The organism is Pseudomonas californiensis, assembly GCF_021147775.1.
Classification (GTDB): Bacteria; Pseudomonadota; Gammaproteobacteria; order Pseudomonadales; family Pseudomonadaceae; genus Aquipseudomonas; species Aquipseudomonas californiensis.
Window position 1 is genome coordinate 1 of the sequence record NZ_JAGTPK010000012.1, and the last position, 20,831, is coordinate 20,831.

At 54.5% G+C, this 20,831-nt stretch carries 17 protein-coding genes, 4 tRNA genes and 1 rRNA gene; all 22 read left to right on the plus strand.

Features of this window, described 5'->3' with window-relative positions:
- Positions 1-189: 189 nt before the first annotated feature.
- The 22 genes from rrf (at position 190) to rplC (ending at position 20,830) form a co-directional block, all read left to right on the plus strand.
- Positions 190-305 (plus strand): 5S ribosomal RNA (gene rrf / locus KDX37_RS13465).
- Positions 306-439: 134 nt separating this feature from the next.
- Positions 440-1,399, plus strand: coding sequence for a bifunctional biotin--[acetyl-CoA-carboxylase] ligase/biotin operon repressor BirA (birA, locus tag KDX37_RS13470; RefSeq protein WP_231653205.1), 960 nt, complete (start codon positions 440-442; stop codon positions 1,397-1,399).
- Entirely contained in the window at positions 1,389-2,138 is a 750-nt protein-coding gene (locus KDX37_RS13475; protein WP_231653206.1) for a pantothenate kinase, read from the plus strand. The genes birA and KDX37_RS13475 overlap by 11 nt, the downstream gene beginning before the upstream one ends.
- Positions 2,139-2,145: 7 nt before the next feature.
- A complete protein-coding gene (locus KDX37_RS13480; protein WP_231653207.1) occupies positions 2,146-2,574 on the plus strand; it encodes a hypothetical protein in 429 nt (142 codons plus the stop codon).
- A gap of 142 nt (positions 2,575-2,716) precedes the next feature.
- Positions 2,717-2,801 (plus strand) — tRNA-Tyr (locus KDX37_RS13485).
- 24 nt (positions 2,802-2,825) lie between these two features.
- Positions 2,826-2,899 (plus strand) — tRNA-Gly (locus KDX37_RS13490).
- Positions 2,900-2,925: 26 nt separating this feature from the next.
- Positions 2,926-3,001: transfer RNA gene (locus KDX37_RS13495), tRNA-Thr, on the plus strand.
- A 165-nt stretch (positions 3,002-3,166) separates the two neighbouring features.
- Positions 3,167-3,242, plus strand: a tRNA-Trp gene (locus KDX37_RS13500).
- A 46-nt stretch (positions 3,243-3,288) separates the two neighbouring features.
- Positions 3,289-3,657, plus strand: coding sequence for a preprotein translocase subunit SecE (gene secE / locus KDX37_RS13505; protein WP_231653208.1), 369 nt, complete (start codon positions 3,289-3,291; stop codon positions 3,655-3,657).
- Positions 3,658-3,666: 9 nt separating this feature from the next.
- Positions 3,667-4,200 (plus strand): transcription termination/antitermination protein NusG, encoded by a 534-nt coding sequence (gene nusG, locus KDX37_RS13510; protein WP_003317113.1) that lies wholly within the window; start codon positions 3,667-3,669, stop codon positions 4,198-4,200.
- Positions 4,201-4,318: 118 nt separating this feature from the next.
- Entirely contained in the window at positions 4,319-4,750 is a 432-nt protein-coding gene (gene rplK / locus KDX37_RS13515; protein ID WP_065833634.1) for a 50S ribosomal protein L11, read from the plus strand.
- Positions 4,750-5,445, plus strand: a complete 696-nt coding sequence (rplA, locus tag KDX37_RS13520; protein ID WP_231653209.1) for a 50S ribosomal protein L1 — start codon at positions 4,750-4,752, stop codon at positions 5,443-5,445. The genes rplK and rplA overlap by 1 nt, the downstream gene beginning before the upstream one ends.
- 195 nt (positions 5,446-5,640) lie before the next feature.
- The gene (gene rplJ / locus KDX37_RS13525; RefSeq protein ID WP_231653210.1) at positions 5,641-6,141 is read left to right on the plus strand and encodes a 50S ribosomal protein L10; all 501 of its coding nucleotides are present in this window, start codon (positions 5,641-5,643) and stop codon (positions 6,139-6,141) included.
- Between the two features lie 78 nt (positions 6,142-6,219).
- Entirely contained in the window at positions 6,220-6,585 is a 366-nt protein-coding gene (gene rplL, locus KDX37_RS13530) for a 50S ribosomal protein L7/L12 (protein WP_032626521.1), read from the plus strand.
- 219 nt (positions 6,586-6,804) lie between these two features.
- Entirely contained in the window at positions 6,805-10,878 is a 4,074-nt protein-coding gene (rpoB, locus tag KDX37_RS13535; RefSeq protein WP_231653211.1) for a DNA-directed RNA polymerase subunit beta, read from the plus strand.
- A 64-nt stretch (positions 10,879-10,942) separates the two neighbouring features.
- On the plus strand, positions 10,943-15,142 hold the full coding sequence (gene rpoC, locus KDX37_RS13540; RefSeq protein ID WP_231653212.1) for a DNA-directed RNA polymerase subunit beta': 4,200 nt from the start codon (positions 10,943-10,945) through the stop codon (positions 15,140-15,142).
- Positions 15,143-15,339: 197 nt separating this feature from the next.
- A complete protein-coding gene (gene rpsL, locus KDX37_RS13545) occupies positions 15,340-15,711 on the plus strand; it encodes a 30S ribosomal protein S12 (RefSeq protein WP_002555494.1) in 372 nt (123 codons plus the stop codon).
- A 122-nt stretch (positions 15,712-15,833) separates the two neighbouring features.
- Positions 15,834-16,304, plus strand: coding sequence for a 30S ribosomal protein S7 (gene rpsG, locus KDX37_RS13550; RefSeq protein ID WP_002555493.1), 471 nt, complete (start codon positions 15,834-15,836; stop codon positions 16,302-16,304).
- Between the two features lie 30 nt (positions 16,305-16,334).
- A complete protein-coding gene (gene fusA / locus KDX37_RS13555; protein ID WP_231653213.1) occupies positions 16,335-18,437 on the plus strand; it encodes an elongation factor G in 2,103 nt (700 codons plus the stop codon).
- Between the two features lie 31 nt (positions 18,438-18,468).
- On the plus strand, positions 18,469-19,662 hold the full coding sequence (gene tuf, locus KDX37_RS13560) for an elongation factor Tu (protein WP_122778597.1): 1,194 nt from the start codon (positions 18,469-18,471) through the stop codon (positions 19,660-19,662).
- Between the two features lie 139 nt (positions 19,663-19,801).
- On the plus strand, positions 19,802-20,113 hold the full coding sequence (rpsJ, locus tag KDX37_RS13565) for a 30S ribosomal protein S10 (protein ID WP_003186070.1): 312 nt from the start codon (positions 19,802-19,804) through the stop codon (positions 20,111-20,113).
- 81 nt (positions 20,114-20,194) lie between these two features.
- Positions 20,195-20,830, plus strand: a complete 636-nt coding sequence (rplC, locus tag KDX37_RS13570) for a 50S ribosomal protein L3 (protein ID WP_002555490.1) — start codon at positions 20,195-20,197, stop codon at positions 20,828-20,830.
- Position 20,831 lies beyond the last annotated feature (1 nt).

Here is a 20,831-nt window from a genome sequence, read left to right on the forward strand (position 1 = left end):
GTTGAGCTAACCAATACTAATTGCCCGTGAGGCTTGACCATATAACACCCAAGCAATTTGAGTCGAAAGGCCAGATTGCGGTGACTGTGAAGACGACACAAACCGAAAGTTTGTCTCGCAAACAGCCTGATCTATCACATACCCATTTGCTGAAGCGTGCCGCAAGGCCACGACTCGGTACCCGAATTTCTTGACGACCATAGAGCATTGGAACCACCTGATCCCATCCCGAACTCAGCAGTGAAACGATGCATCGCCGATGGTAGTGTGGGGTTTCCCCATGTGAGAGTAGGTCATCGTCAAGATTAAATTCCGAAACCCCTCATCGCTTACGCGATGAGGGGTTTTGTTTTTGTGGATCAGAAAAACAGCTTTTGGTTTCTATGCATCATGCGTGCGCGTGGCTATCATGCGTGCCTCATTGCCAGGCGATCTATACATGCTGACGTTGTTAAAGCTTCTTGCTGACGGTGCCTTCCATTCCGGGCAAGTGCTCGGAGAGGCTCTTGGGGTTAGCCGAAGCGCCGTCTGGAAGCAGCTTCAGCTGCTCGAAGCTGATCTGGGTATTGAGATTCACAAGGTTCGTGGGCGCGGCTATCGGCTCGCCGCGCCGATCTCGCTTTTAAGTAGTGGTGCGATTACCCGCTCTGGGCTTCCTTCGGATTGGTCAGTGCATATCGTTGACTCCATCGACTCGACAAACGCCGAAGCGGCTCGCCTTATTGAAAATGCCAGCGGCATGCCGATGCTTGTGCTCGCGGAGCGCCAGCTTGCCGGTCGAGGGCGGCGGGGCCGCAAGTGGGTCAGTCCTTACGCCGAAAATCTCTATTACAGTCTCGTGGTGCGCATTGATGGCGGAATGCGTCAGCTCGAAGGTCTCAGTTTGCTCGTGGGGCTTGCGGTCATGAGTGTTCTGCAGGAGATCGGTGTCAAAGGTGCAGGCCTTAAATGGCCGAACGATGTTCTCGTGGGTAAACAAAAGATCGCCGGCATACTGCTCGAACTGATCGGAGACCCAGCTGATGTCTGTCATGTGGTTATTGGCGTGGGTATCAATGTGAATATGCAGGTGACGACTGAGGTTGACCAGTTGTGGACGTCTGTTCGCCTGGAGACTGGTCGCATGTCGAATCGTAATGATCTTGCGGCGCTTCTCAGTCAGAAGCTCGAGTCATTTATGCATAGGCACCGTCAGGAGGGCTTTTCGGCATTCCAGGAAGAATGGGAGCGTAATCATCTGTGGCAAGGTGCCCCGGTGACGTTGCTTTCTGGGATGGATGCTGTGAAGGGGATCGTGATGGGAATCGATGCGCTTGGTGCTTTGCGCCTCGACGTTGGTGGTGTAGAAAAAAGCTTTAGCGGTGGCGAGCTGAGTCTGAGGTTGCGCGATGATTCTTGAACTCGATTGCGGCAACAGCTTCATCAAATGGCGGGTTACCGGTAGAGGCACCGCTACCGTAATAGCCGGAGGGGTCGTGGACTCCGATGAAGCGTTGCTTCGATGTCTTCGCGAGTACCTTGGCCTGATGTTGAGTCATTGTCGTCTGGTGAGCGTGCGCAGCACTGAGGAGACAGACAGGCTTATGGCGGCCCTGTCGGATGCGTTCTCTATAGTACCTGTCTGTGCAGCGTCGGCTTCAAGCCTCGCAGGCGTGAAAAACGGTTACGAAGAATTCGAACGTTTGGGTTTGGATCGTTGGCTTGCACTTGTTGGCGCCTATCACGGGGCAGGGCAGGCGTGCCTGGTGATTGATCTTGGTACGGCTGTTACATCAGACTTCGTAAGCGGTGACGGAGAGCACCTCGGGGGGTTCATATGTCCTGGCATGCCTTTGATGAGGAGTCAGTTGCGTACGCACACGCGTCGAATCCGCTATGACGATGCCACCGGTCAAAGGGCCTTGGTGAGCTTCATTCCTGGCCGTTCAACCGCGGAGGCTGTAGAGCGAGGGTGTTCCTTGATGTTGCGTGGGTTTGTTTTGACTCAGGTCGAAATTGCGCGCGGATATTGGGGGGAAGATTTCACTGTTTTCGTTACTGGTGGGGATGCTGGTCTGGTCGTGGATGTACTTCCTGACGTCCGCATCGTTCCGGATCTGGTGTTCGTCGGCCTGGCATTGGCTTGTCCGTTAACCTGAGGTGTCTATGCGCTGGTTATTTCTCCTTCTGCTGATGCTGAACGGTTTGTACTACGTCTGGCATCAGCAGGAAGCTCCATTAAGGGCAAAAGAGGTTATGCCCTTGTCGTTGCATCGCGCTGCTCAGCAGGACATCCGCCTTATAAGTGAGTCCGATCCGTCTCGTCTATCCAGGGATGTCGACTCAAGCTGTCTCTATCTCGGCGGCCTGCCCCGGCAAGAGGATGCGCGCGCAGTTGAACAGCGTCTGACAAGTCTTGATATCCAGTCTCGGCTTGAGAGCTCGCAGTCAGCCTCTGCTGCGGGTTACTGGCTAAAAATTGCCCCGGAAAGCCGGCGGCTTGTTGAGGCTGGAGTCATAAGCCAGCTGACGCAGGATTTCCCGCAATTAAAAAACAAAATAATGTCATGCGAGGGCGTTGCAACTGCCGATTAGTTTGCATAGAATGGCGCCCGCTTCGCAGTGAGCTGTAAATCTCGCGAACGAAGTGAGTATCGTCAACGCTTGTAAGCTCAGGTTTTTAATGAGAAAAAGGTTGACAGAAGGGTAGCATGAGTTGAGAATGCTGCCTCGCTTAGGAGGGGTTCCCGAGCGGCCAAAGGGATCAGACTGTAAATCTGACGTCTACGACTTCGAAGGTTCGAATCCTTCCCCCTCCACCATATTTAGCGCGAGCTGCAAATTGCGCGGGTATAGTTTAGTGGTAGAACCTCAGCCTTCCAAGCTGATGATGCGGGTTCGATTCCCGCTACCCGCTCCACGTTTGCGGTTCAAGCAAGTTGTTTTGCTCTTGTAGCTCAGTTGGTAGAGCACACCCTTGGTAAGGGTGAGGTCAGCGGTTCGAATCCGCTCAAGAGCTCCATTGCTAAAGGCAGATATGAGAATATCTGCCTTTGTTTTAAGTGGTCCGGTTGTGCTTGGTCCGCTTAAGCTTTGTTCGGTTTGCTGCTCAGTGATGGGTAGATATGAATGAAGTGTTGAAAAACTCTCGTCAGGTCCGCATAATGTTCGGCCTGATTTTGCTTTTAGGTCAGTAGCTCAATTGGCAGAGCGACGGTCTCCAAAACCGTAGGTTGGGGGTTCGATTCCCTCCTGACCTGCCAGATTCTCTAGATGTAATCTGGCTTTCTTTTCACAGGATCTCCGTAGATGAATCCCAAGGCTGAAGCATCAGACTCTCGCTTTGATTTGCTGAAATGGCTCTTGGTAGTCGTTTTGGTTGTCGTGGGCGTTGTCGGCAATCAGTACTATTCTGCTGAGCCGATCCTGTATCGTGTTCTCGCTCTGCTTGTTATTGCTGCTGCTGCTGCGTTTGCAGCGCTGCAGACCGGCAAGGGCAAGGCTTTTTTCGTTTTGGCGAAGGAAGCTCGCGCAGAGATTCGTAAAGTCGTTTGGCCTACTCGCCAAGAAACCACGCAGACCACGCTGATTGTTGTCGCGGTTGTGTTGGTTATGGCGTTGCTGTTGTGGGGGCTTGATTCCCTGCTCGGCTGGCTTGTTTCCTTGATAGTTGGCTAAGGGTGTCCCGTGGCTAAGCGTTGGTACGTAGTGCATGCTTACTCGGGTTACGAGAAGCATGTCATGCGCTCGTTGGTCGAGCGTGTGAAGCTGGCAGGCATGGAAGATGGCTTCGGCGAAATTCTGGTTCCCACTGAAGAAGTGGTTGAAATGCGTAATGGCCAGAAACGCAAGAGCGAACGCAAGTTCTTCCCAGGTTATGTGCTTGTTCAGATGGACATGAACGAGGGTACTTGGCACTTGGTCAAGGATACCCCGCGTGTCATGGGCTTTATCGGCGGAACTGCTGATAAGCCTGCGCCTATTACCGACAAAGAGGCGGAAGCAATTCTGCGTCGTGTTGCTGATGGTAGCGATAAGCCAAAGCCGAAGACGTTGTTCGAGCCGGGCGAGGTCGTCAGAGTTACGGACGGTCCGTTCGCCGATTTCAATGGCACGGTCGAAGAAGTAAATTACGAAAAGAGCCGTATTCAAGTGGCGGTGCTCATTTTCGGACGCTCTACTCCGGTAGAGCTTGAGTTCAGTCAGGTCGAAAAGGCATAGCTGAGCTGGAATCCCACACCCCGCAGCCCTAGGCTGTGGGGTTTTTTCGTCACTGGGAAATACGCGTAAGTAACCGGGGAGCCTTTGTTGGCGTTCGAACCCGTAATTGGAGTGCCTCATGGCCAAGAAGATAACCGCATACATCAAGTTGCAAGTGAAAGCCGCTCAGGCTAACCCAAGCCCGCCAGTTGGCCCGGCCCTGGGTCAGCACGGCGTGAACATCATGGAATTCTGCAAAGCCTTCAACGCCCGTACTCAGGGCATTGAGCCAGGTCTGCCGACTCCAGTGATCATCACTGTCTACAGCGACCGTAGCTTCACTTTCGAAACAAAAAGCACCCCTGCTTCGGTTCTGCTGAAGAAGGCTGCAGGCTTGACCAGCGGCTCGGCTCGCCCGAACACCGTTAAAGTTGGCACCGTGACTCGTGCTCAGCTGGAAGATATCGCTAAAGCAAAAAATGCGGATCTGACTGCTGCAGACATGGATGCGGCCGTGCGTACTATCGCCGGCTCCGCTCGTAGCATGGGCCTTAACGTGGAGGGTGTGTAATGGCTAAGCTGACCAAGCGTCAAAAGGCTATCGCTGGCAAAATTGAAGCTGGCAAGTCGTACAATTTCGTAGACGCAGCTGCTCTGCTGGCTGAGCTGTCGACTGTCAAGTTCAGCGAGTCTGTAGACGTTGCTGTCAACCTGGGCGTTGACCCTCGCAAGTCTGACCAGGTTGTTCGTAGCGCAACAGTTCTGCCGCACGGCACTGGTAAAACTGTACGCGTTGCAGTGTTCACCCAGGGTCCTGCTGCTGAAGCTGCTTTGGCTGCTGGTGCTGACCGCGTAGGTATGGATGATCTGGCTGCTGAAATGAAAGCTGGCGATCTGAACTACGACGTCGTAATTGCTTCTCCGGACGCAATGCGTGTTGTGGGTCAGTTGGGTCAGGTTCTCGGTCCTCGTGGCCTGATGCCTAACCCTAAAGTCGGTACCGTTACTCCTGACGTTGCTAACGCCGTCAAGAACGCCAAGGCTGGTCAGGTTCGTTATCGCACCGACAAAAACGGCATCATCCACACTTCCGTTGGCAAGGTCGGTTTCGACGCTGTCAAGCTGAAGGAAAACGTTGAAGCACTGATCGCTGACCTCAAGCGTATCAAGCCAGCTTCTTCAAAAGGTATTTACGTCAAGCGCGTTACCCTGAGCACCACTATGGGCCCGGGCCTGGTCATCGACCAAGGTTCGTTGGACGCGTAAGACGCAGGCGACACGCTGATGTGTCGTTGAAAAAATTGGGGTCCCTGCCTGGCGGGGGCTATCCAAGACCGTAGGCGACTCAGGTCTTAAAAGAACAGCCTACGCAGATGGTGCTCCCGGTTCCTTACCGAATCAGACACCAAAACGACATCTGGCCTTGGTCAGATGAAACGGTAACAAGCAGGAGTTAAACCCGTGGCAATTAAACTCGAAGACAAGAAGGCCATCGTCGCTGAAGTCAACGAGGCTGCCAAAGTCGCTCTGTCCGCTGTTGTGGCTGATGCCCGTGGCGTGACAGTAGGTGCAATGACCGGACTCCGTAAAGAGGCTCGTGAAGCTGGCGTTTACGTACGTGTTGTACGTAATACCCTGCTCAAGCGCGCAGTTGAAGGTACTGATTACAGTGTCCTCAACGACGTGTTCACAGGCCCGACCTTGATCGCTTTCTCCAACGAACATCCAGGCGCTGCTGCCCGCTTGTTCAAAGAGTTCGCGAAAGGTCAGGACAAGTTCGAGATCAAGGCAGCTGCGTTCGAGGGCAAGTTCCTCGCAGCTAATCAGATCGACGTGCTGGCAACCTTGCCGACCCGTGACGAAGCAATCTCCCAGCTGATGAGCGTGATTCAAGGCGCTACCAGCAAGTTGGCTCGTACTCTGGCGGCTATTCGCGACCAAAAAGAAGCTGCTGCAGCCTAAGGCTCCGCACCTTCTCTCGCGTATTTTTGTTTATTTCGATGGTCGCGTAGGCCGTCCCCCAATTCAGGAATTAGATTCATGTCTATCTCTCAAGACGATATCCTCAACGCAGTTGGCGAAATGTCCGTTCTGCAGGTTGTTGAGCTGATCAAAGCCTTCGAAGAAAAGTTCGGTGTTACTGCCGCTGCTGCTTCGGCTGGCCCAGCTGCTGCTGCCGCTGTTGTTGAAGAGCAAACTGAATTCAACGTCATGCTGCTGGAAGCTGGCGAGAAGAAAGTTAACGTGATCAAGGCTGTTCGTGAGCTGACCGGTCTGGGCTTGAAAGAAGCCAAGGCAGTAGTTGACGGCGCTCCAGCAATGGTTCTGGAAGCAGTTGCGAAAGACGCTGCTGACAAAGCCAAAGCTACTCTGGAAGAAGCAGGCGCTAAAGTCGAGCTGAAATAAGCATCGATTTGAGTGTCCAGCCAACGCGTTAAGCGAAGGGCTGATGGCTGGTGGCTTTTGCCACCGGCCTTTTTCCGTTACGGATGATTGGCAATGCCAGCGTCCTGACGTGCAAGAGCCACCGATGACGGTGGCGCAAACCAAGGGGTTTGCACGATTTTCTGGCTGCTTCCGTCGGGAGGGAGCCAAACAAGCAGGTGACCAAGCTGGGGAACGCTGATGGCTTACTCATATACTGAGAAAAAACGTATCCGCAAGGACTTTAGCAAGTTGCCGGACGTAATGGATGTGCCGTATCTATTGGCCATCCAGCTGGATTCGTATCGCGAATTCCTGCAGGCGGGAGCGACCAAAGATCAGTTCCGCGACGTCGGTCTGCATGCAGCCTTCAAATCCGTTTTCCCGATCATCAGCTACTCCGGCAATGCTGCGCTGGAGTACGTAGGTTATCGCTTGGGCGAACCGGCATTTGATGTCAAGGAATGCGTGCTGCGTGGTGTTACATACGCTGTACCTTTGCGAGTCAAGGTTCGTCTGATCATCTTCGACAAAGAGTCGTCGAACAAAGCGATCAAGGACATCAAAGAGCAAGAAGTCTACATGGGTGAAATCCCCCTGATGACTGAAAACGGTACCTTCGTAATCAACGGTACCGAGCGCGTTATCGTGTCTCAGCTTCACCGCTCCCCTGGCGTATTCTTCGACCACGACCGTGGCAAGACGCACAGCTCCGGTAAGCTTTTGTACTCCGCTCGTATCATTCCTTACCGCGGTTCGTGGCTGGACTTCGAGTTCGATCCGAAAGACTGCGTATTCGTCCGTATCGACCGTCGTCGCAAGCTGCCTGCGTCCGTACTTCTGCGCGCGCTGGGTTACACCACCGAGCAAGTGCTCGATGCTTTCTACACCACCAACGTTTTCCATGTGCGCGGTGAAAATCTGAGCCTGGAGCTGGTGCCACAGCGCCTGCGTGGTGAAATTGCCGTCCTGGATATTCTGGACGACAAGGGCAAGGTCATTGTCGAGCAGGGTCGCCGTATCACTGCCCGTCACATCAACCAGCTGGAAAAAGCCGGGATCAAAGAGCTGGAAGTACCTCTGGACTACGTCCTGGGTCGTACGACTGCCAAGGTCATCGTGCATCCTGCCACGGGTGAGATCATTGCTGAGTGCAACACCGAGCTGAACAGTGAAATCCTGGCAAAAATCGCCAAGGGTCAGGTCGTTCGCATCGAGACTCTGTACACCAACGATATCGACTGTGGTCCGTTCGTTTCCGATACGTTGAAGATCGACTCCACCAGCAACCAACTGGAAGCGCTGGTCGAGATTTATCGCATGATGCGTCCTGGTGAGCCACCGACCAAAGACGCTGCTGAAACACTGTTCAACAACCTGTTCTTCAGTCCTGAGCGTTATGACCTGTCTGCTGTAGGTCGTATGAAGTTCAACCGTCGTATCGGTCGTACCGAGATCGAAGGTTCGGGCGTGCTGTGCAAGGAAGACATCGTTGCGGTCCTCAAGACCCTCGTTGACATCCGCAACGGCAAAGGCATTGTCGACGACATCGACCACTTGGGTAACCGTCGTGTTCGCTGTGTTGGCGAAATGGCCGAGAACCAGTTCCGTGTCGGTCTGGTCCGTGTTGAGCGCGCTGTCAAAGAGCGTCTCTCCATGGCAGAAAGCGAAGGCCTGATGCCTCAGGACCTGATCAACGCCAAGCCTGTTGCGGCAGCGGTCAAAGAGTTCTTCGGTTCCAGCCAGCTGTCCCAGTTCATGGACCAGAACAACCCGCTGTCCGAAATCACCCACAAGCGTCGTGTTTCTGCACTCGGCCCTGGCGGTCTGACTCGTGAACGTGCCGGCTTTGAAGTTCGAGACGTTCACCCGACTCACTACGGTCGCGTGTGCCCGATTGAAACGCCGGAAGGTCCGAACATCGGTCTGATCAACTCCTTGGCGGCTTATGCTCGCACCAACCAGTACGGCTTCCTCGAAAGCCCGTACCGTGTTGTGAAGGAAGGTCTGGTTACTGACGAGATCGTGTTCCTTTCGGCGATTGAAGAAGCGGACCACGTCATTGCACAGGCTTCGGCCGCAATGAACGACAAGCAAGAGCTCATTGACGAGCTGGTTGCTGTGCGTCACTTGAACGAATTTACGGTCAAGGCGCCTGCCGATGTAACCCTGATGGACGTATCGCCCAAGCAGGTAGTTTCGGTAGCAGCTTCCCTGATCCCGTTCCTCGAGCACGACGACGCCAACCGTGCGTTGATGGGTTCGAACATGCAGCGTCAGGCTGTACCTACTCTGCGCGCTGACAAGCCGCTGGTTGGTACTGGCATGGAGCGCAACGTTGCGCGCGACTCCGGCGTCTGCGTCGTGGCTCGTCGTGGCGGCGTGATCGACTCGGTTGATGCCAGCCGTATCGTTGTACGTGTTGCTGATGACGAAGTTGAAACCGGTGAGGCGGGTGTAGATATCTACAACCTGACCAAATACACCCGTTCCAACCAGAACACCTGCATCAACCAGCGTCCGCTGGTGAGCAAGGGTGATCGTGTTCAGCGCAGCGACATCATGGCGGATGGTCCTTCCACCGACATGGGTGAGCTGGCGCTGGGTCAGAACATGCGCATCGCGTTCATGGCCTGGAACGGTTTCAACTTCGAAGACTCCATCTGTCTCTCTGAACGTGTTGTTCAGGAAGACCGCTTTACCACGATCCACATTCAGGAACTGACCTGTGTGGCCCGTGATACCAAGCTTGGGCCTGAAGAAATCACAGCCGACATCCCGAACGTCGGTGAAGCGGCTCTGAACAAGCTCGACGAAGCGGGTATCGTTTATGTCGGTGCCGAAGTTGGCGCTGGTGACATCCTGGTGGGCAAGGTCACTCCGAAAGGCGAGACACAGCTGACACCAGAAGAAAAACTGCTGCGCGCGATCTTCGGCGAGAAGGCCAGCGATGTTAAGGACACCTCCCTGCGTGTGCCAACCGGCACCAAAGGTACTGTCATTGACGTACAGGTCTTCACTCGTGACGGCGTTGAGCGTGATGCACGTGCTCTGTCGATCGAGAAATCGCAACTCGACGAGATCCGCAAGGATCTGAACGAAGAGTTCCGTATCGTTGAAGGCGCTACCTTCGAACGTCTGCGCTCCGCGCTGGTCGGTCGTGTAGCAGAAGGCGGAGCTGGCCTGAAAAAAGGTCAGGACATCACCGATGAAATTCTCGACGGTCTAGAGCATGGTCAGTGGTTCAAACTGCGCATGGCTGAAGATGCTCTGAACGAGCAGCTCGAGAAGGCCCAGGCCTACATCGTTGATCGTCGTCGCCTGCTGGATGACAAGTTCGAAGACAAGAAACGCAAACTGCAGCAAGGCGATGACCTGGCTCCGGGTGTGTTGAAAATCGTCAAGGTCTACCTGGCAATCCGTCGTCGCATCCAGCCGGGCGACAAGATGGCCGGTCGTCACGGTAACAAGGGTGTGGTCTCTGTGATCATGCCAGTTGAAGACATGCCGCATGATGCCAATGGCACGCCGGTTGATATCGTCCTCAACCCGTTGGGTGTACCTTCGCGTATGAACGTTGGTCAGATTCTCGAAACTCACCTGGGCCTTGCAGCCAAAGGTTTGGGCGAGAAGATCAACCGCATGCTCGAAGAGCAGCGTAAAGTTGCTGAACTGCGCAAGTTCTTGAACGAGATCTACAACGAAATCGGCGGTCGTCAGGAAAGCCTGGAAGACCTGTCCGACAAGGAGATCCTGGACCTCGCCAAGAACCTTCGTAACGGCGTGCCTATGGCAACTCCGGTATTCGACGGAGCCAAGGAAAGCGAAATCAAGGCAATGCTCAAGCTGGCAGATATGCCGGAAAGCGGCCAGATGCAGCTGTTTGATGGCCGTACGGGCAACAAGTTTGAGCGCGCTGTAACGGTTGGCTACATGTACATGCTGAAGCTGAACCACTTGGTGGACGACAAGATGCACGCGCGTTCCACTGGTTCTTACAGCCTGGTTACCCAGCAGCCGCTGGGTGGTAAGGCACAGTTCGGTGGTCAGCGTTTCGGGGAGATGGAAGTGTGGGCGCTGGAAGCATACGGCGCGGCGTACACTCTGCAAGAAATGCTCACAGTGAAGTCGGACGATGTGAACGGTCGTACCAAGATGTACAAAAACATCGTGGACGGCGATCACCGTATGGAGCCGGGCATGCCCGAGTCTTTCAACGTGTTGATCAAAGAAATCCGTTCGCTCGGTATCGATATCGATCTGGAAACCGAATAACACGTGACGCGAATCGGGGGCAGGGCGGTATTGCCTGCTCCCTGCTCCGCCAGGAGGAAAAGCCTTGAAAGACCTACTGAATTTGCTGAAAAACCAGGGTCAAGTCGAAGAGTTCGACGCAATCCGTATCGGACTTGCATCGCCTGAGATGATCCGTTCATGGTCGTTCGGTGAAGTTAAAAAGCCGGAAACCATCAACTACCGTACGTTCAAACCTGAGCGTGATGGTCTGTTCTGCGCCAAGATCTTTGGCCCGGTAAAAGATTATGAGTGCCTGTGCGGTAAGTACAAGCGCCTGAAGCACCGCGGCGTCATCTGCGAAAAATGCGGTGTTGAAGTGGCTTTGGCCAAGGTTCGTCGTGAGCGTATGGCTCACATCGAACTGGCTTCCCCAGTTGCACACATCTGGTTCCTGAAATCGCTGCCGTCCCGTATCGGCTTGCTGATGGACATGACCCTGCGTGATATCGAGCGTGTTCTCTATTTCGAGAGCTATGTCGTTATCGATCCGGGCATGACCACCCTTGAAAAAGGTCAGCTCCTGAACGACGAGCAGTATTTCGAAGCGCTGGAAGAGTTCGGTGATGACTTCGATGCCCGCATGGGTGCCGAGGCTGTCCGTGAGCTGCTGCATGCCATCGATCTGGAGCACGAAATTGGCCGTCTGCGCGAAGAGATTCCGCAAACCAATTCCGAGACCAAAATCAAGAAGCTGTCCAAGCGTTTGAAGCTGATGGAAGCTTTCCAGGGTTCTGGCAACCTTCCTGAGTGGATGGTGCTGACCGTTCTGCCGGTTCTGCCGCCAGATCTGCGTCCTCTGGTTCCGCTTGACGGTGGTCGTTTCGCGACCTCTGACCTCAACGATCTGTATCGTCGAGTGATCAACCGTAACAACCGTTTGAAGCGTCTGCTGGATCTGTCCGCTCCTGACATCATCGTGCGCAACGAAAAGCGCATGTTGCAGGAAGCTGTCGATGCACTGCTCGACAACGGCCGTCGCGGTCGTGCTATCACCGGTTCGAACAAGCGTCCTCTGAAGTCCCTGGCTGACATGATCAAGGGTAAGCAGGGTCGTTTCCGTCAGAACTTGCTCGGTAAGCGTGTTGACTACTCGGGTCGTTCGGTAATTACCGTGGGGCCGACCCTGCGTCTGCACCAGTGCGGTCTGCCGAAGAAAATGGCTCTCGAGCTGTTCAAGCCGTTCATTTTCGGCAAGCTGGAAATGCGTGGCCTGGCAACGACCATCAAAGCTGCCAAGAAGATGGTTGAGCGTGAGCTGCCGGAAGTGTGGGACGTTCTCGCCGAAGTGATTCGCGAACACCCAGTGCTTCTGAACCGTGCACCGACGCTTCACCGTCTGGGCATCCAGGCGTTTGAACCTGTACTGATCGAAGGTAAGGCTATTCAGCTGCACCCTCTGGTCTGTGCTGCGTACAACGCCGACTTCGACGGCGACCAGATGGCTGTTCACGTACCTTTGACGCTGGAAGCCCAGCTCGAAGCGCGTGCGCTGATGATGTCGACCAACAACATCCTGTCGCCAGCCAACGGTGAGCCAATCATCGTTCCTTCGCAGGACGTTGTATTGGGTCTGTATTACATGACTCGCGAAGCGATCAACGCCAAAGGCGAAGGTCGTGTGTTTGCGGATCTGCAGGAAGTCGACCGCGTATTCCGCGCCGGCGAAGCGGCTCTGCACGCCAAGGTCAAGGTTCGCATCAACGAAACCGTCAATGATCGTGATGGTGGCAGCGTCAAGAACACTCGTATCGTCGACACCACTGTCGGCCGTGCGCTGCTGTTCCAGGTGGTTCCGGCCGGCCTGTCTTACGACGTCGTCAACCAGCCGATGAAGAAGAAAGCGATCTCCAAACTGATCAACCAGTGCTATCGCGTGGTTGGTTTGAAAGAGACCGTCATCTTTGCTGACCAGTTGATGTATACCGGTTTTGCCTATTCGACTATTTCGGGTGTTTCCATCGGTGTTAACGACTTCGTTATTCCGGATGAAAAAGCTCGCATCATCGACGCGGCGACCGAAGAAGTAAAAGAGATCGAAAGTCAGTACGCCTCCGGCCTGGTAACCCAGGGCGAGAAGTACAACAAGGTAATCGACCTTTGGTCCAAGGCAAACGACGAAGTCTCCAAGGCGATGATGTCGAACCTGTCCAAAGAGCGTGTTATCGACCGTCACGGCGTCGAAGTTGATCAGGAATCCTTCAACTCGATGTACATGATGGCTGACTCCGGTGCTCGTGGTTCGGCAGCCCAGATCCGTCAGTTGGCGGGTATGCGTGGTTTGATGGCCAAGCCAGACGGCTCGATCATCGAAACGCCAATTACTGCAAACTTCCGTGAAGGCTTGAGCGTACTTCAGTACTTCATCTCAACTCACGGTGCTCGTAAGGGTCTTGCGGATACCGCGTTGAAGACAGCTAACTCCGGTTATCTGACTCGTCGTCTGGTAGACGTCGCGCAGGATCTGGTGGTTACCGAGGTTGACTGCGGTACCGAGCACGGCCTGCTGATGACGCCGCACATTGAAGGCGGTGACGTTGTAGAGCCTCTGGGTGAGCGCGTGCTGGGTCGAGTAATCGCTCGCGACGTATTCAAACCAGGTACTGAAGAAGTCATCGTGCCTGCAGGCACGCTGGTCGACGAGAAGTGGGTTGAGTTCATCGAGCTGAACAGCATCGACGAAGTTATCGTTCGCTCGCCAATCAGCTGTGAAACCCGCTATGGCATCTGCGCCAAGTGCTACGGTCGCGACCTCGCACGCGGTCACCAGGTCAACATCGGTGAAGCTGTCGGCGTAATCGCTGCACAGTCGATCGGTGAGCCGGGTACTCAGCTGACCATGCGTACGTTCCACATCGGTGGTGCGGCAAGCCGGACCTCGGCAGCAGACAGCGTTCAGGTCAAGAATGGCGGTACCGTCCGTCTTCATAACCTGAAGCATGTTGAGCGCGTCGACGGTTGCCTGGTAGCGGTATCCCGCTCCGGTGAACTGGCTATCGCTGATGACTTCGGTCGTGAGCGTGAGCGTTACAAACTGCCATACGGTGCAGTGATTTCGGTGAAGGAAGGCGACAAGGTCGACGCTGGCTCTATCGTGGCCAAGTGGGATCCGCACACTCACCCAATCGTTACCGAGATGAAAGGTACTGTTACCTACGTCGGCATGGAAGAAGGCATCACGATCAAGCGTCAGACAGACGAATTGACCGGTATGACCAACATTGAAGTGCTTGACGCAAAAGACCGCCCAGCTGCCGGCAAGGACATCCGTCCAGCCGTCAAGATGGTCGGTCTGGATGGCAAGGATCTGCTGTTGCCAGGTACTGACGTACCGGCTCAGTACTTCCTGCCGGCAAACGCCCTCGTTGGTGTTGCTGACGGTGCTCAGATTGCGATCGGTGATGTTATCGCTCGTATTCCGCAAGAAACTTCGAAGACCCGTGACATCACCGGTGGTCTGCCGCGTGTTGCCGACCTGTTCGAAGCTCGTCGTCCGAAAGAGGCGTCGATCCTTGCTGAAGTCAGCGGTACCATCGCATTCGGTAAAGAGACCAAAGGCAAACGCCGTCTGGTCATTACCCCGAACGACGGTAGCGATCCGTACGAAGAGCTGATTCCAAAGTGGCGTCACCTGAACGTCTTCGAAGGCGAACAAGTGAACCGTGGTGAGGTTATCTCTGACGGTCCTAGCGATCCACACGACATCCTGCGTCTGCTGGGTGTAAGTGCGCTGGCCAAGTACATCGTCAACGAGATTCAGGACGTATACCGTCTGCAAGGCGTGAAGATCAACGACAAGCACATCGAGACCATCCTGCGTCAGATGCTGCGTAAAGTTGAAATTGCCGAGTCTGGCGATTCCAGCTTCATCAAGGGCGACCAGATGGAGTTGACTCACGTACTCGTAGAAAACGAGCGTTTGAGCACGGAAGACAAGTTCGTCTCCAAGTTCACTCGTGTGTTGCTGGGTATCACCAAGGCATCGCTGTCCACCGAGTCGTTCATTTCCGCGGCCTCCTTCCAGGAGACTACCCGCGTACTGACCGAAGCGGCTGTGACAGGCAAGCGCGACTACCTGCGCGGCCTGAAGGAAAACGTGGTTGTGGGTCGTTTGATCCCTGCCGGTACCGGCCTGGCTTATCACAGCGAGCGCAAGCGTCGCCGTGAAATGGACAAGCCTTTGCGTGTCAGCGCCAGCGAGGTAGAAGCTGCCCTGACCGAAGCGTTGAACTCCAGCGGTAACTGAGACTAGAGCCTCGGCATTTTTCTTCGACAAACAGCACTATTGTGAGGTTTGTCGGGGGAGGAGGTCGGGGCTTTGTCTTGACTGGGGGCAGGATCCTCTTTAGACTCTTGTACCCCTAAATTTGGCGGGGCTTGCGCCCTGTCATTTTGCTTTTCTTGCAAGACAATAGCGTCGCAAGACAACAGTGGAGCTAGTAGATGGCAACTATCAACCAGCTGGTACGTCAGCCGCGTAAGCGTATCGTCGAGAAATCCGACGTGCCTGCGCTGCAGAACTGCCCGCAACGTCGCGGTGTGTGCACTCGTGTGTATACCACCACGCCGAAAAAACCTAACTCGGCATTGCGTAAAGTCTGCCGTGTGCGCCTAACCAACGGTTTCGAGGTTTCCTCGTACATCGGTGGTGAAGGTCACAACCTGCAAGAGCACAGCGTGGTACTGATCCGCGGCGGTCGTGTAAAAGACTTGCCAGGTGTTCGTTATCACACCGTTCGTGGTTCTCTGGATACTTCCGGCGTTAAAGGCCGTAACCAGGGTCGCTCGAAATACGGTACCAAGAAGCCTAAGTAGTAATTGGCTTCTGTTAAAAATTGCAGATTTCTATTTTTCTGAGTCGATAAGAGTAAGGTCGGGCGCATCCTTTTTTGGATGGTGGTCCCGAGCTAACCTGAAGACCGTTTGAGGGCTTATCCATGCCAAGAAGACGCGTAGCAGCCAAGCGCGAAGTGCTTGACGATCCAAAATACGGAAGCCAAATTCTGGCCAAGTTCATGAACCACGTTATGGAAAGCGGCAAGAAAGCCGTTGCCGAGCGTATCGTTTATGGCGCGCTGGAAAAGGTTAAAGAACGCAAGAACAGCGATCCCCTGGAAATCTTCGAGAAAGCTCTCGACGCCATCGCTCCGCTGGTCGAAGTGAAGTCGCGCCGTGTAGGCGGTGCTACTTACCAGGTTCCTGTCGAAGTTCGTCCGTCCCGTCGTAATGCTCTGGCAATGCGTTGGCTGGTAGACTTCGCGCGCAAGCGCGGTGAGAAGTCTATGGCTCTGCGTTTGGCTGGCGAACTGTTGGACGCCGCCGAAGGTAAAGGTGCTGCGGTCAAGAAGCGTGAAGACGTGCACCGTATGGCCGAGGCCAACAAGGCTTTCTCGCACTACCGCTTCTAATTTCAGCGTCACTAATTTTGCGAGGGCTTTATGGCTCGTACTACTCCGATTAACCGCTACCGTAACATCGGTATCGTTGCTCACGTGGATGCTGGTAAAACCACCACCACCGAGCGCGTCCTTTTTTACACTGGCGTAAATCACAAGATGGGCGAGGTGCATGACGGCGCCGCGACCATGGACTGGATGGTGCAGGAGCAGGAGCGTGGTATTACTATCACCTCCGCTGCAACCACGGCCTTTTGGTCGGGTTCTGCCAAGCAGTTCGACAAATATCGCTTCAACATCATCGATACTCCCGGCCACGTTGACTTCACTATTGAAGTTGAGCGTTCGCTGCGTGTACTCGACGGTGCTGTCGTTGTTTTCTGCGGCACCTCAGGTGTTGAGCCTCAGTCGGAAACCGTATGGCGTCAAGCCAACAAGTACGGCGTTCCGCGTCTTGTTTACGTAAACAAGATGGACCGTGCTGGTGCGAACTTCCTGCGCGTGATCGGTCAGATCAAGCAGCGTCTGGGTCACACCCCAGTGCCTATCCAGTTGGCTATCGGTGCAGAAGACAATTTCCAGGGTCAGATCGATCTGATCTCCATGGAAGCTGTCTACTGGGATGATGCTGACAAGGGTATGGCTGCTCGTCGCGAGCCGATCCCTGCTGAATTGCAGGAACTGGCTGAAGAGTGGCGCAGCAACATGGTAGAGGCTGCGGCCGAAGCCAACGAAGAGCTGATGAACAAGTACCTCGAAGGTGAAGAGCTCACCATCGAGGAAATCAAGGCCGCTCTGCGTCAGCGTACTATCGCTGGCGAAATCGTACTTGCTGTTTGCGGTTCTTCGTTCAAGAACAAGGGCGTGCCTCTGGTTCTTGATGCTGTTATCGACTACCTGCCTGCACCGGTCGACATTCCTGCCATCAAGGGTTCCGACCCGGATGACGAGACTGTTGAAATGGAGCGTCACGCAGACGACAGCGAGCCGTTCTCGGCTCTGGCGTTCAAGATCGCTACCGACCCGTTCGTAGGTACCTTGACGTTCGCTCGCGTTTACTCGGGTGTTTTGAGCTCCGGCGACGGCGTGATCAACTCGGTAAAAGGCAAGAAAGAGCGCGTGGGTCGTATGGTGCAAATGCACGCAAACACCCGCGAAGAAATCAAGGAAGTACGCGCTGGCGACATCGCGGCCTTGATCGGCATGAAGGACGTCACCACTGGTGATACTCTCTGCTCCGCTGACAAGCCAATCATCCTGGTTCGTATGGACTTCCCGGAGCCGGTTATTTCGGTTGCCGTTGAGCCTAAAACCAAGGATGACCAGGAAAAAATGGGTATCGCTCTGGGCAAGCTTGCTCAGGAAGATCCATCTTTCCGCGTCAAGACTGATGAAGAGACTGGTCAAACGATCATCTCTGGCATGGGCGAGTTGCACTTGGACATCCTGGTTGACCGGATGCGCCGTGAGTTCAACGTTGAAGCCAACATCGGTAAACCACAGGTTTCCTATCGTGAGAAGATCACGAAGGCTTGTGAGATCGAAGGCAAGTTCGTTCGTCAATCCGGCGGTCGTGGTCAGTTCGGCCATTGCTGGATTCGTTTTGCACCTGCTGACGAAGGTCAGGAAGGTCTGCAGTTCGTGAACGAAGTGGTTGGTGGTGTTGTTCCCAAGGAATACATCCCTGCCATCCAGAAGGGTATCGAAGAGCAGATGAAGAACGGTGTTGTTGCCGGCTATCCGCTGATCGGCCTGAAGGCTACCGTTTTCGATGGTTCTTACCACGACGTCGACTCCAACGAGATGGCGTTTAAGGTGGCAGCCTCCATGGCGACCAAGCAACTTGCTACCAAAGGTGGCGGTGTTGTTCTTGAGCCGATCATGAAGGTTGAAGTTGTAACACCTGAGGACTACATGGGTGACGTGATGGGTGACCTGAATCGTCGTCGTGGTCTGATCCAGGGTATGGAAGATACGGTTTCTGGCAAGGTAATCCGCGCCGAGGTTCCGTTGGGTGAGATGTTCGGTTATGCGACCGACGTCCGTTCCATGTCTCAGGGTCGCGCGAGCTACTCTATGGAATTCTCCAAATACTCCGAGGCTCCGTCGAACGTCGTCGAAGCTATCGTTAAAAAACAAGGCTGATTCAGCCCCTTTAGGCTAGGAGTTAATTGTCGTGGCTAAAGAAAAATTTGATCGTTCCCTACCGCACGTCAACGTTGGCACAATCGGTCACGTTGACCATGGTAAAACCACTCTGACTGCTGCTCTGACTCGCGTCTGCTCCGAAGTTTTCGGTTCGGCTCGTGTTGACTTCGACAAGATCGACAGCGCACCAGAAGAAAAAGCTCGTGGTATCACCATCAACACTGCTCACGTTGAATACAACTCGGCTGTGCGTCACTACGCTCACGTTGACTGCCCGGGTCACGCTGACTATGTGAAAAACATGATCACCGGTGCTGCCCAGATGGACGGCGCGATCCTGGTTTGTTCGGCTGCTGATGGTCCGATGCCACAGACTCGCGAGCACATCCTGCTGTCCCGTCAGGTTGGCGTTCCGTACATCGTGGTCTTCCTGAACAAGGCTGACCTGGTAGACGACGCTGAGCTGCTGGAACTGGTTGAGATGGAAGTGCGCGATCTGCTGAGCACTTACGACTTCCCGGGTGACGATACCCCAATCATCATCGGCTCTGCCCGTATGGCGCTTGAAGGTAACGACGAGAACGAGATGGGCACCACTGCCGTCAAGAAGCTGGTTGAGACTCTGGATAGCTACATTCCTCAGCCTGAGCGTGCTATCGACAAGCCGTTCCTGATGCCTATCGAAGACGTATTCTCGATCTCCGGTCGCGGTACTGTTGTGACTGGTCGTGTTGAGCGCGGTATCGTCAAGGTCCAGGATCCTCTGGAAATCGTTGGTCTGCGTGACACTACCGTCACCACCTGCACCGGCGTTGAAATGTTCCGCAAGCTGCTGGACGAAGGTCGTGCTGGTGAGAACTGTGGCGTTCTGCTGCGTGGCACCAAGCGTGACGACGTTGAGCGTGGCCAGGTTCTGGTCAAGCCAGGCACCGTCAAGCCGCACACTCAGTTCGAAGCTGAAATCTACGTTCTGAGCAAAGAAGAAGGCGGTCGTCACACTCCTTTCTTCAAAGGCTATCGTCCACAGTTCTACTTCCGTACTACCGACGTAACTGGTAGCTGCGAACTGCCGGAAGGCGTTGAGATGGTAATGCCAGGTGATAACGTTAAAGTTTCCGTTACCCTGATCAAGCCAATCGCAATGGAAGACGGTCTGCGTTTCGCTATTCGTGAAGGCGGTCGTACCGTCGGCGCTGGCGTCGTAGCCAAAATCATCGCGTAAGTGATGAGTTGAAAAAAAGCCCCCGCTTGCGGGGGCTTTTTTATTGGGTTGACACCCTGTTCGCTCGTCTATAGAATTGCGCCTCCTTTTAACGGGCGTATTGCGCTCGGTGGGAACAGCAATCTGGAGTCTGAATCCAATGCAAAACCAGCAAATCCGTATCAGGTTGAAGGCTTTTGACCATCGCCTGATCGACCAATCAACCCAGGAAATCGTGGAAACCGCGAAACGTACTGGTGCACAGGTGCGTGGTCCGATTCCACTGCCGACTCGTAAAGAGCGGTTCACCGTTCTGGTTTCCCCGCACGTCAACAAAGACGCGCGCGACCAGTATGAGATCCGTACTCATAAGCGCGTCCTGGACATCGTCCAGCCAACGGATAAAACCGTTGACGCTCTTATGAAGCTTGATCTTGCGGCCGGTGTGGAAGTTCAGATCAGCCTCGGCTAAGACTTGGGTCTTAGTCGTGTAACGCTCTGAAATGGGCGGCCATAGCGGGTGAAAGCCCCGTACACTCATGAGGTTTACAACATGACTATTGGTGTAGTCGGTCGTAAATGCGGTATGACCCGTATTTTCACCGAAGAAGGTGTCTCCATTCCGGTCACGGTCATTGAGATCGAGCCGAATCGCGTCACTCAGTTCAAAACCGAAGAAACCGATGGCTATCGTGCAGTGCAAGTCACTGTCGGCGAGCGTCGTGCTTCGCGTGTTACAGCCGCGCAGGCTGGCCACTTCGCCAAGGCGAACGTAGCTGCCGGTCGAACCGTAATGGAATTCCGTCTTGAAGAAGGCGACTACCAGGCCGGCGACCAGATCAACGCTGAAATCTTCGCTGCTGGTCAACTGGTTGATGTAACCGGTCAGTCCAAAGGTAAAGGCTTCCAGGGTACGATCAAGCGCTGGAATTTCCGTGGTCAGGATAACACCCACGGTAACTCCGTCTCCCACCGCGTCCCAGGCTCTATCGGCCAGTGCCAGACTCCTGGTCGTGTATTCAAGGGCAAAAAAATGTCCGGTCATATGGGCGCTGAGCGCGTGACCGTGCAGTCCCTGGAAGTAGTGCGCGTGGACGCTGAACGCAATCTGTTGTTGGTCAAGGGTGCTGTTCCTGGCGCTACTGGCGGCAACCTGGTTGTACGTCCGGCAGCCAAGGCTCGCGGTTAAG

What these genes read in the sequence shown, in the direction of transcription:
- birA (WP_231653205.1), top strand. Translation starts at nt 440, where the DNA reads ATGCTGACGTTGTTAAAGCTTCTTGCTGACGGTGCCTTCCATTCCGGG.
- rplK (WP_065833634.1), top strand. Translation starts at nt 4,319, where the DNA reads ATGGCCAAGAAGATAACCGCATACATCAAGTTGCAAGTGAAAGCCGCT.
- KDX37_RS13480 (WP_231653207.1), top strand. Translation starts at nt 2,146, where the DNA reads ATGCGCTGGTTATTTCTCCTTCTGCTGATGCTGAACGGTTTGTACTAC.
- fusA (WP_231653213.1), top strand. Translation starts at nt 16,335, where the DNA reads ATGGCTCGTACTACTCCGATTAACCGCTACCGTAACATCGGTATCGTT.
- rpsL (WP_002555494.1), top strand. Translation starts at nt 15,340, where the DNA reads ATGGCAACTATCAACCAGCTGGTACGTCAGCCGCGTAAGCGTATCGTC.
- rpsJ (WP_003186070.1), top strand. Translation starts at nt 19,802, where the DNA reads ATGCAAAACCAGCAAATCCGTATCAGGTTGAAGGCTTTTGACCATCGC.
- rplC (WP_002555490.1), top strand. Translation starts at nt 20,195, where the DNA reads ATGACTATTGGTGTAGTCGGTCGTAAATGCGGTATGACCCGTATTTTC.
- rplA (WP_231653209.1), top strand. Translation starts at nt 4,750, where the DNA reads ATGGCTAAGCTGACCAAGCGTCAAAAGGCTATCGCTGGCAAAATTGAA.
- rpoB (WP_231653211.1), top strand. Translation starts at nt 6,805, where the DNA reads ATGGCTTACTCATATACTGAGAAAAAACGTATCCGCAAGGACTTTAGC.
- rpsG (WP_002555493.1), top strand. Translation starts at nt 15,834, where the DNA reads ATGCCAAGAAGACGCGTAGCAGCCAAGCGCGAAGTGCTTGACGATCCA.
- secE (WP_231653208.1), top strand. Translation starts at nt 3,289, where the DNA reads ATGAATCCCAAGGCTGAAGCATCAGACTCTCGCTTTGATTTGCTGAAA.
- KDX37_RS13475 (WP_231653206.1), top strand. Translation starts at nt 1,389, where the DNA reads ATGATTCTTGAACTCGATTGCGGCAACAGCTTCATCAAATGGCGGGTT.
- rplL (WP_032626521.1), top strand. Translation starts at nt 6,220, where the DNA reads ATGTCTATCTCTCAAGACGATATCCTCAACGCAGTTGGCGAAATGTCC.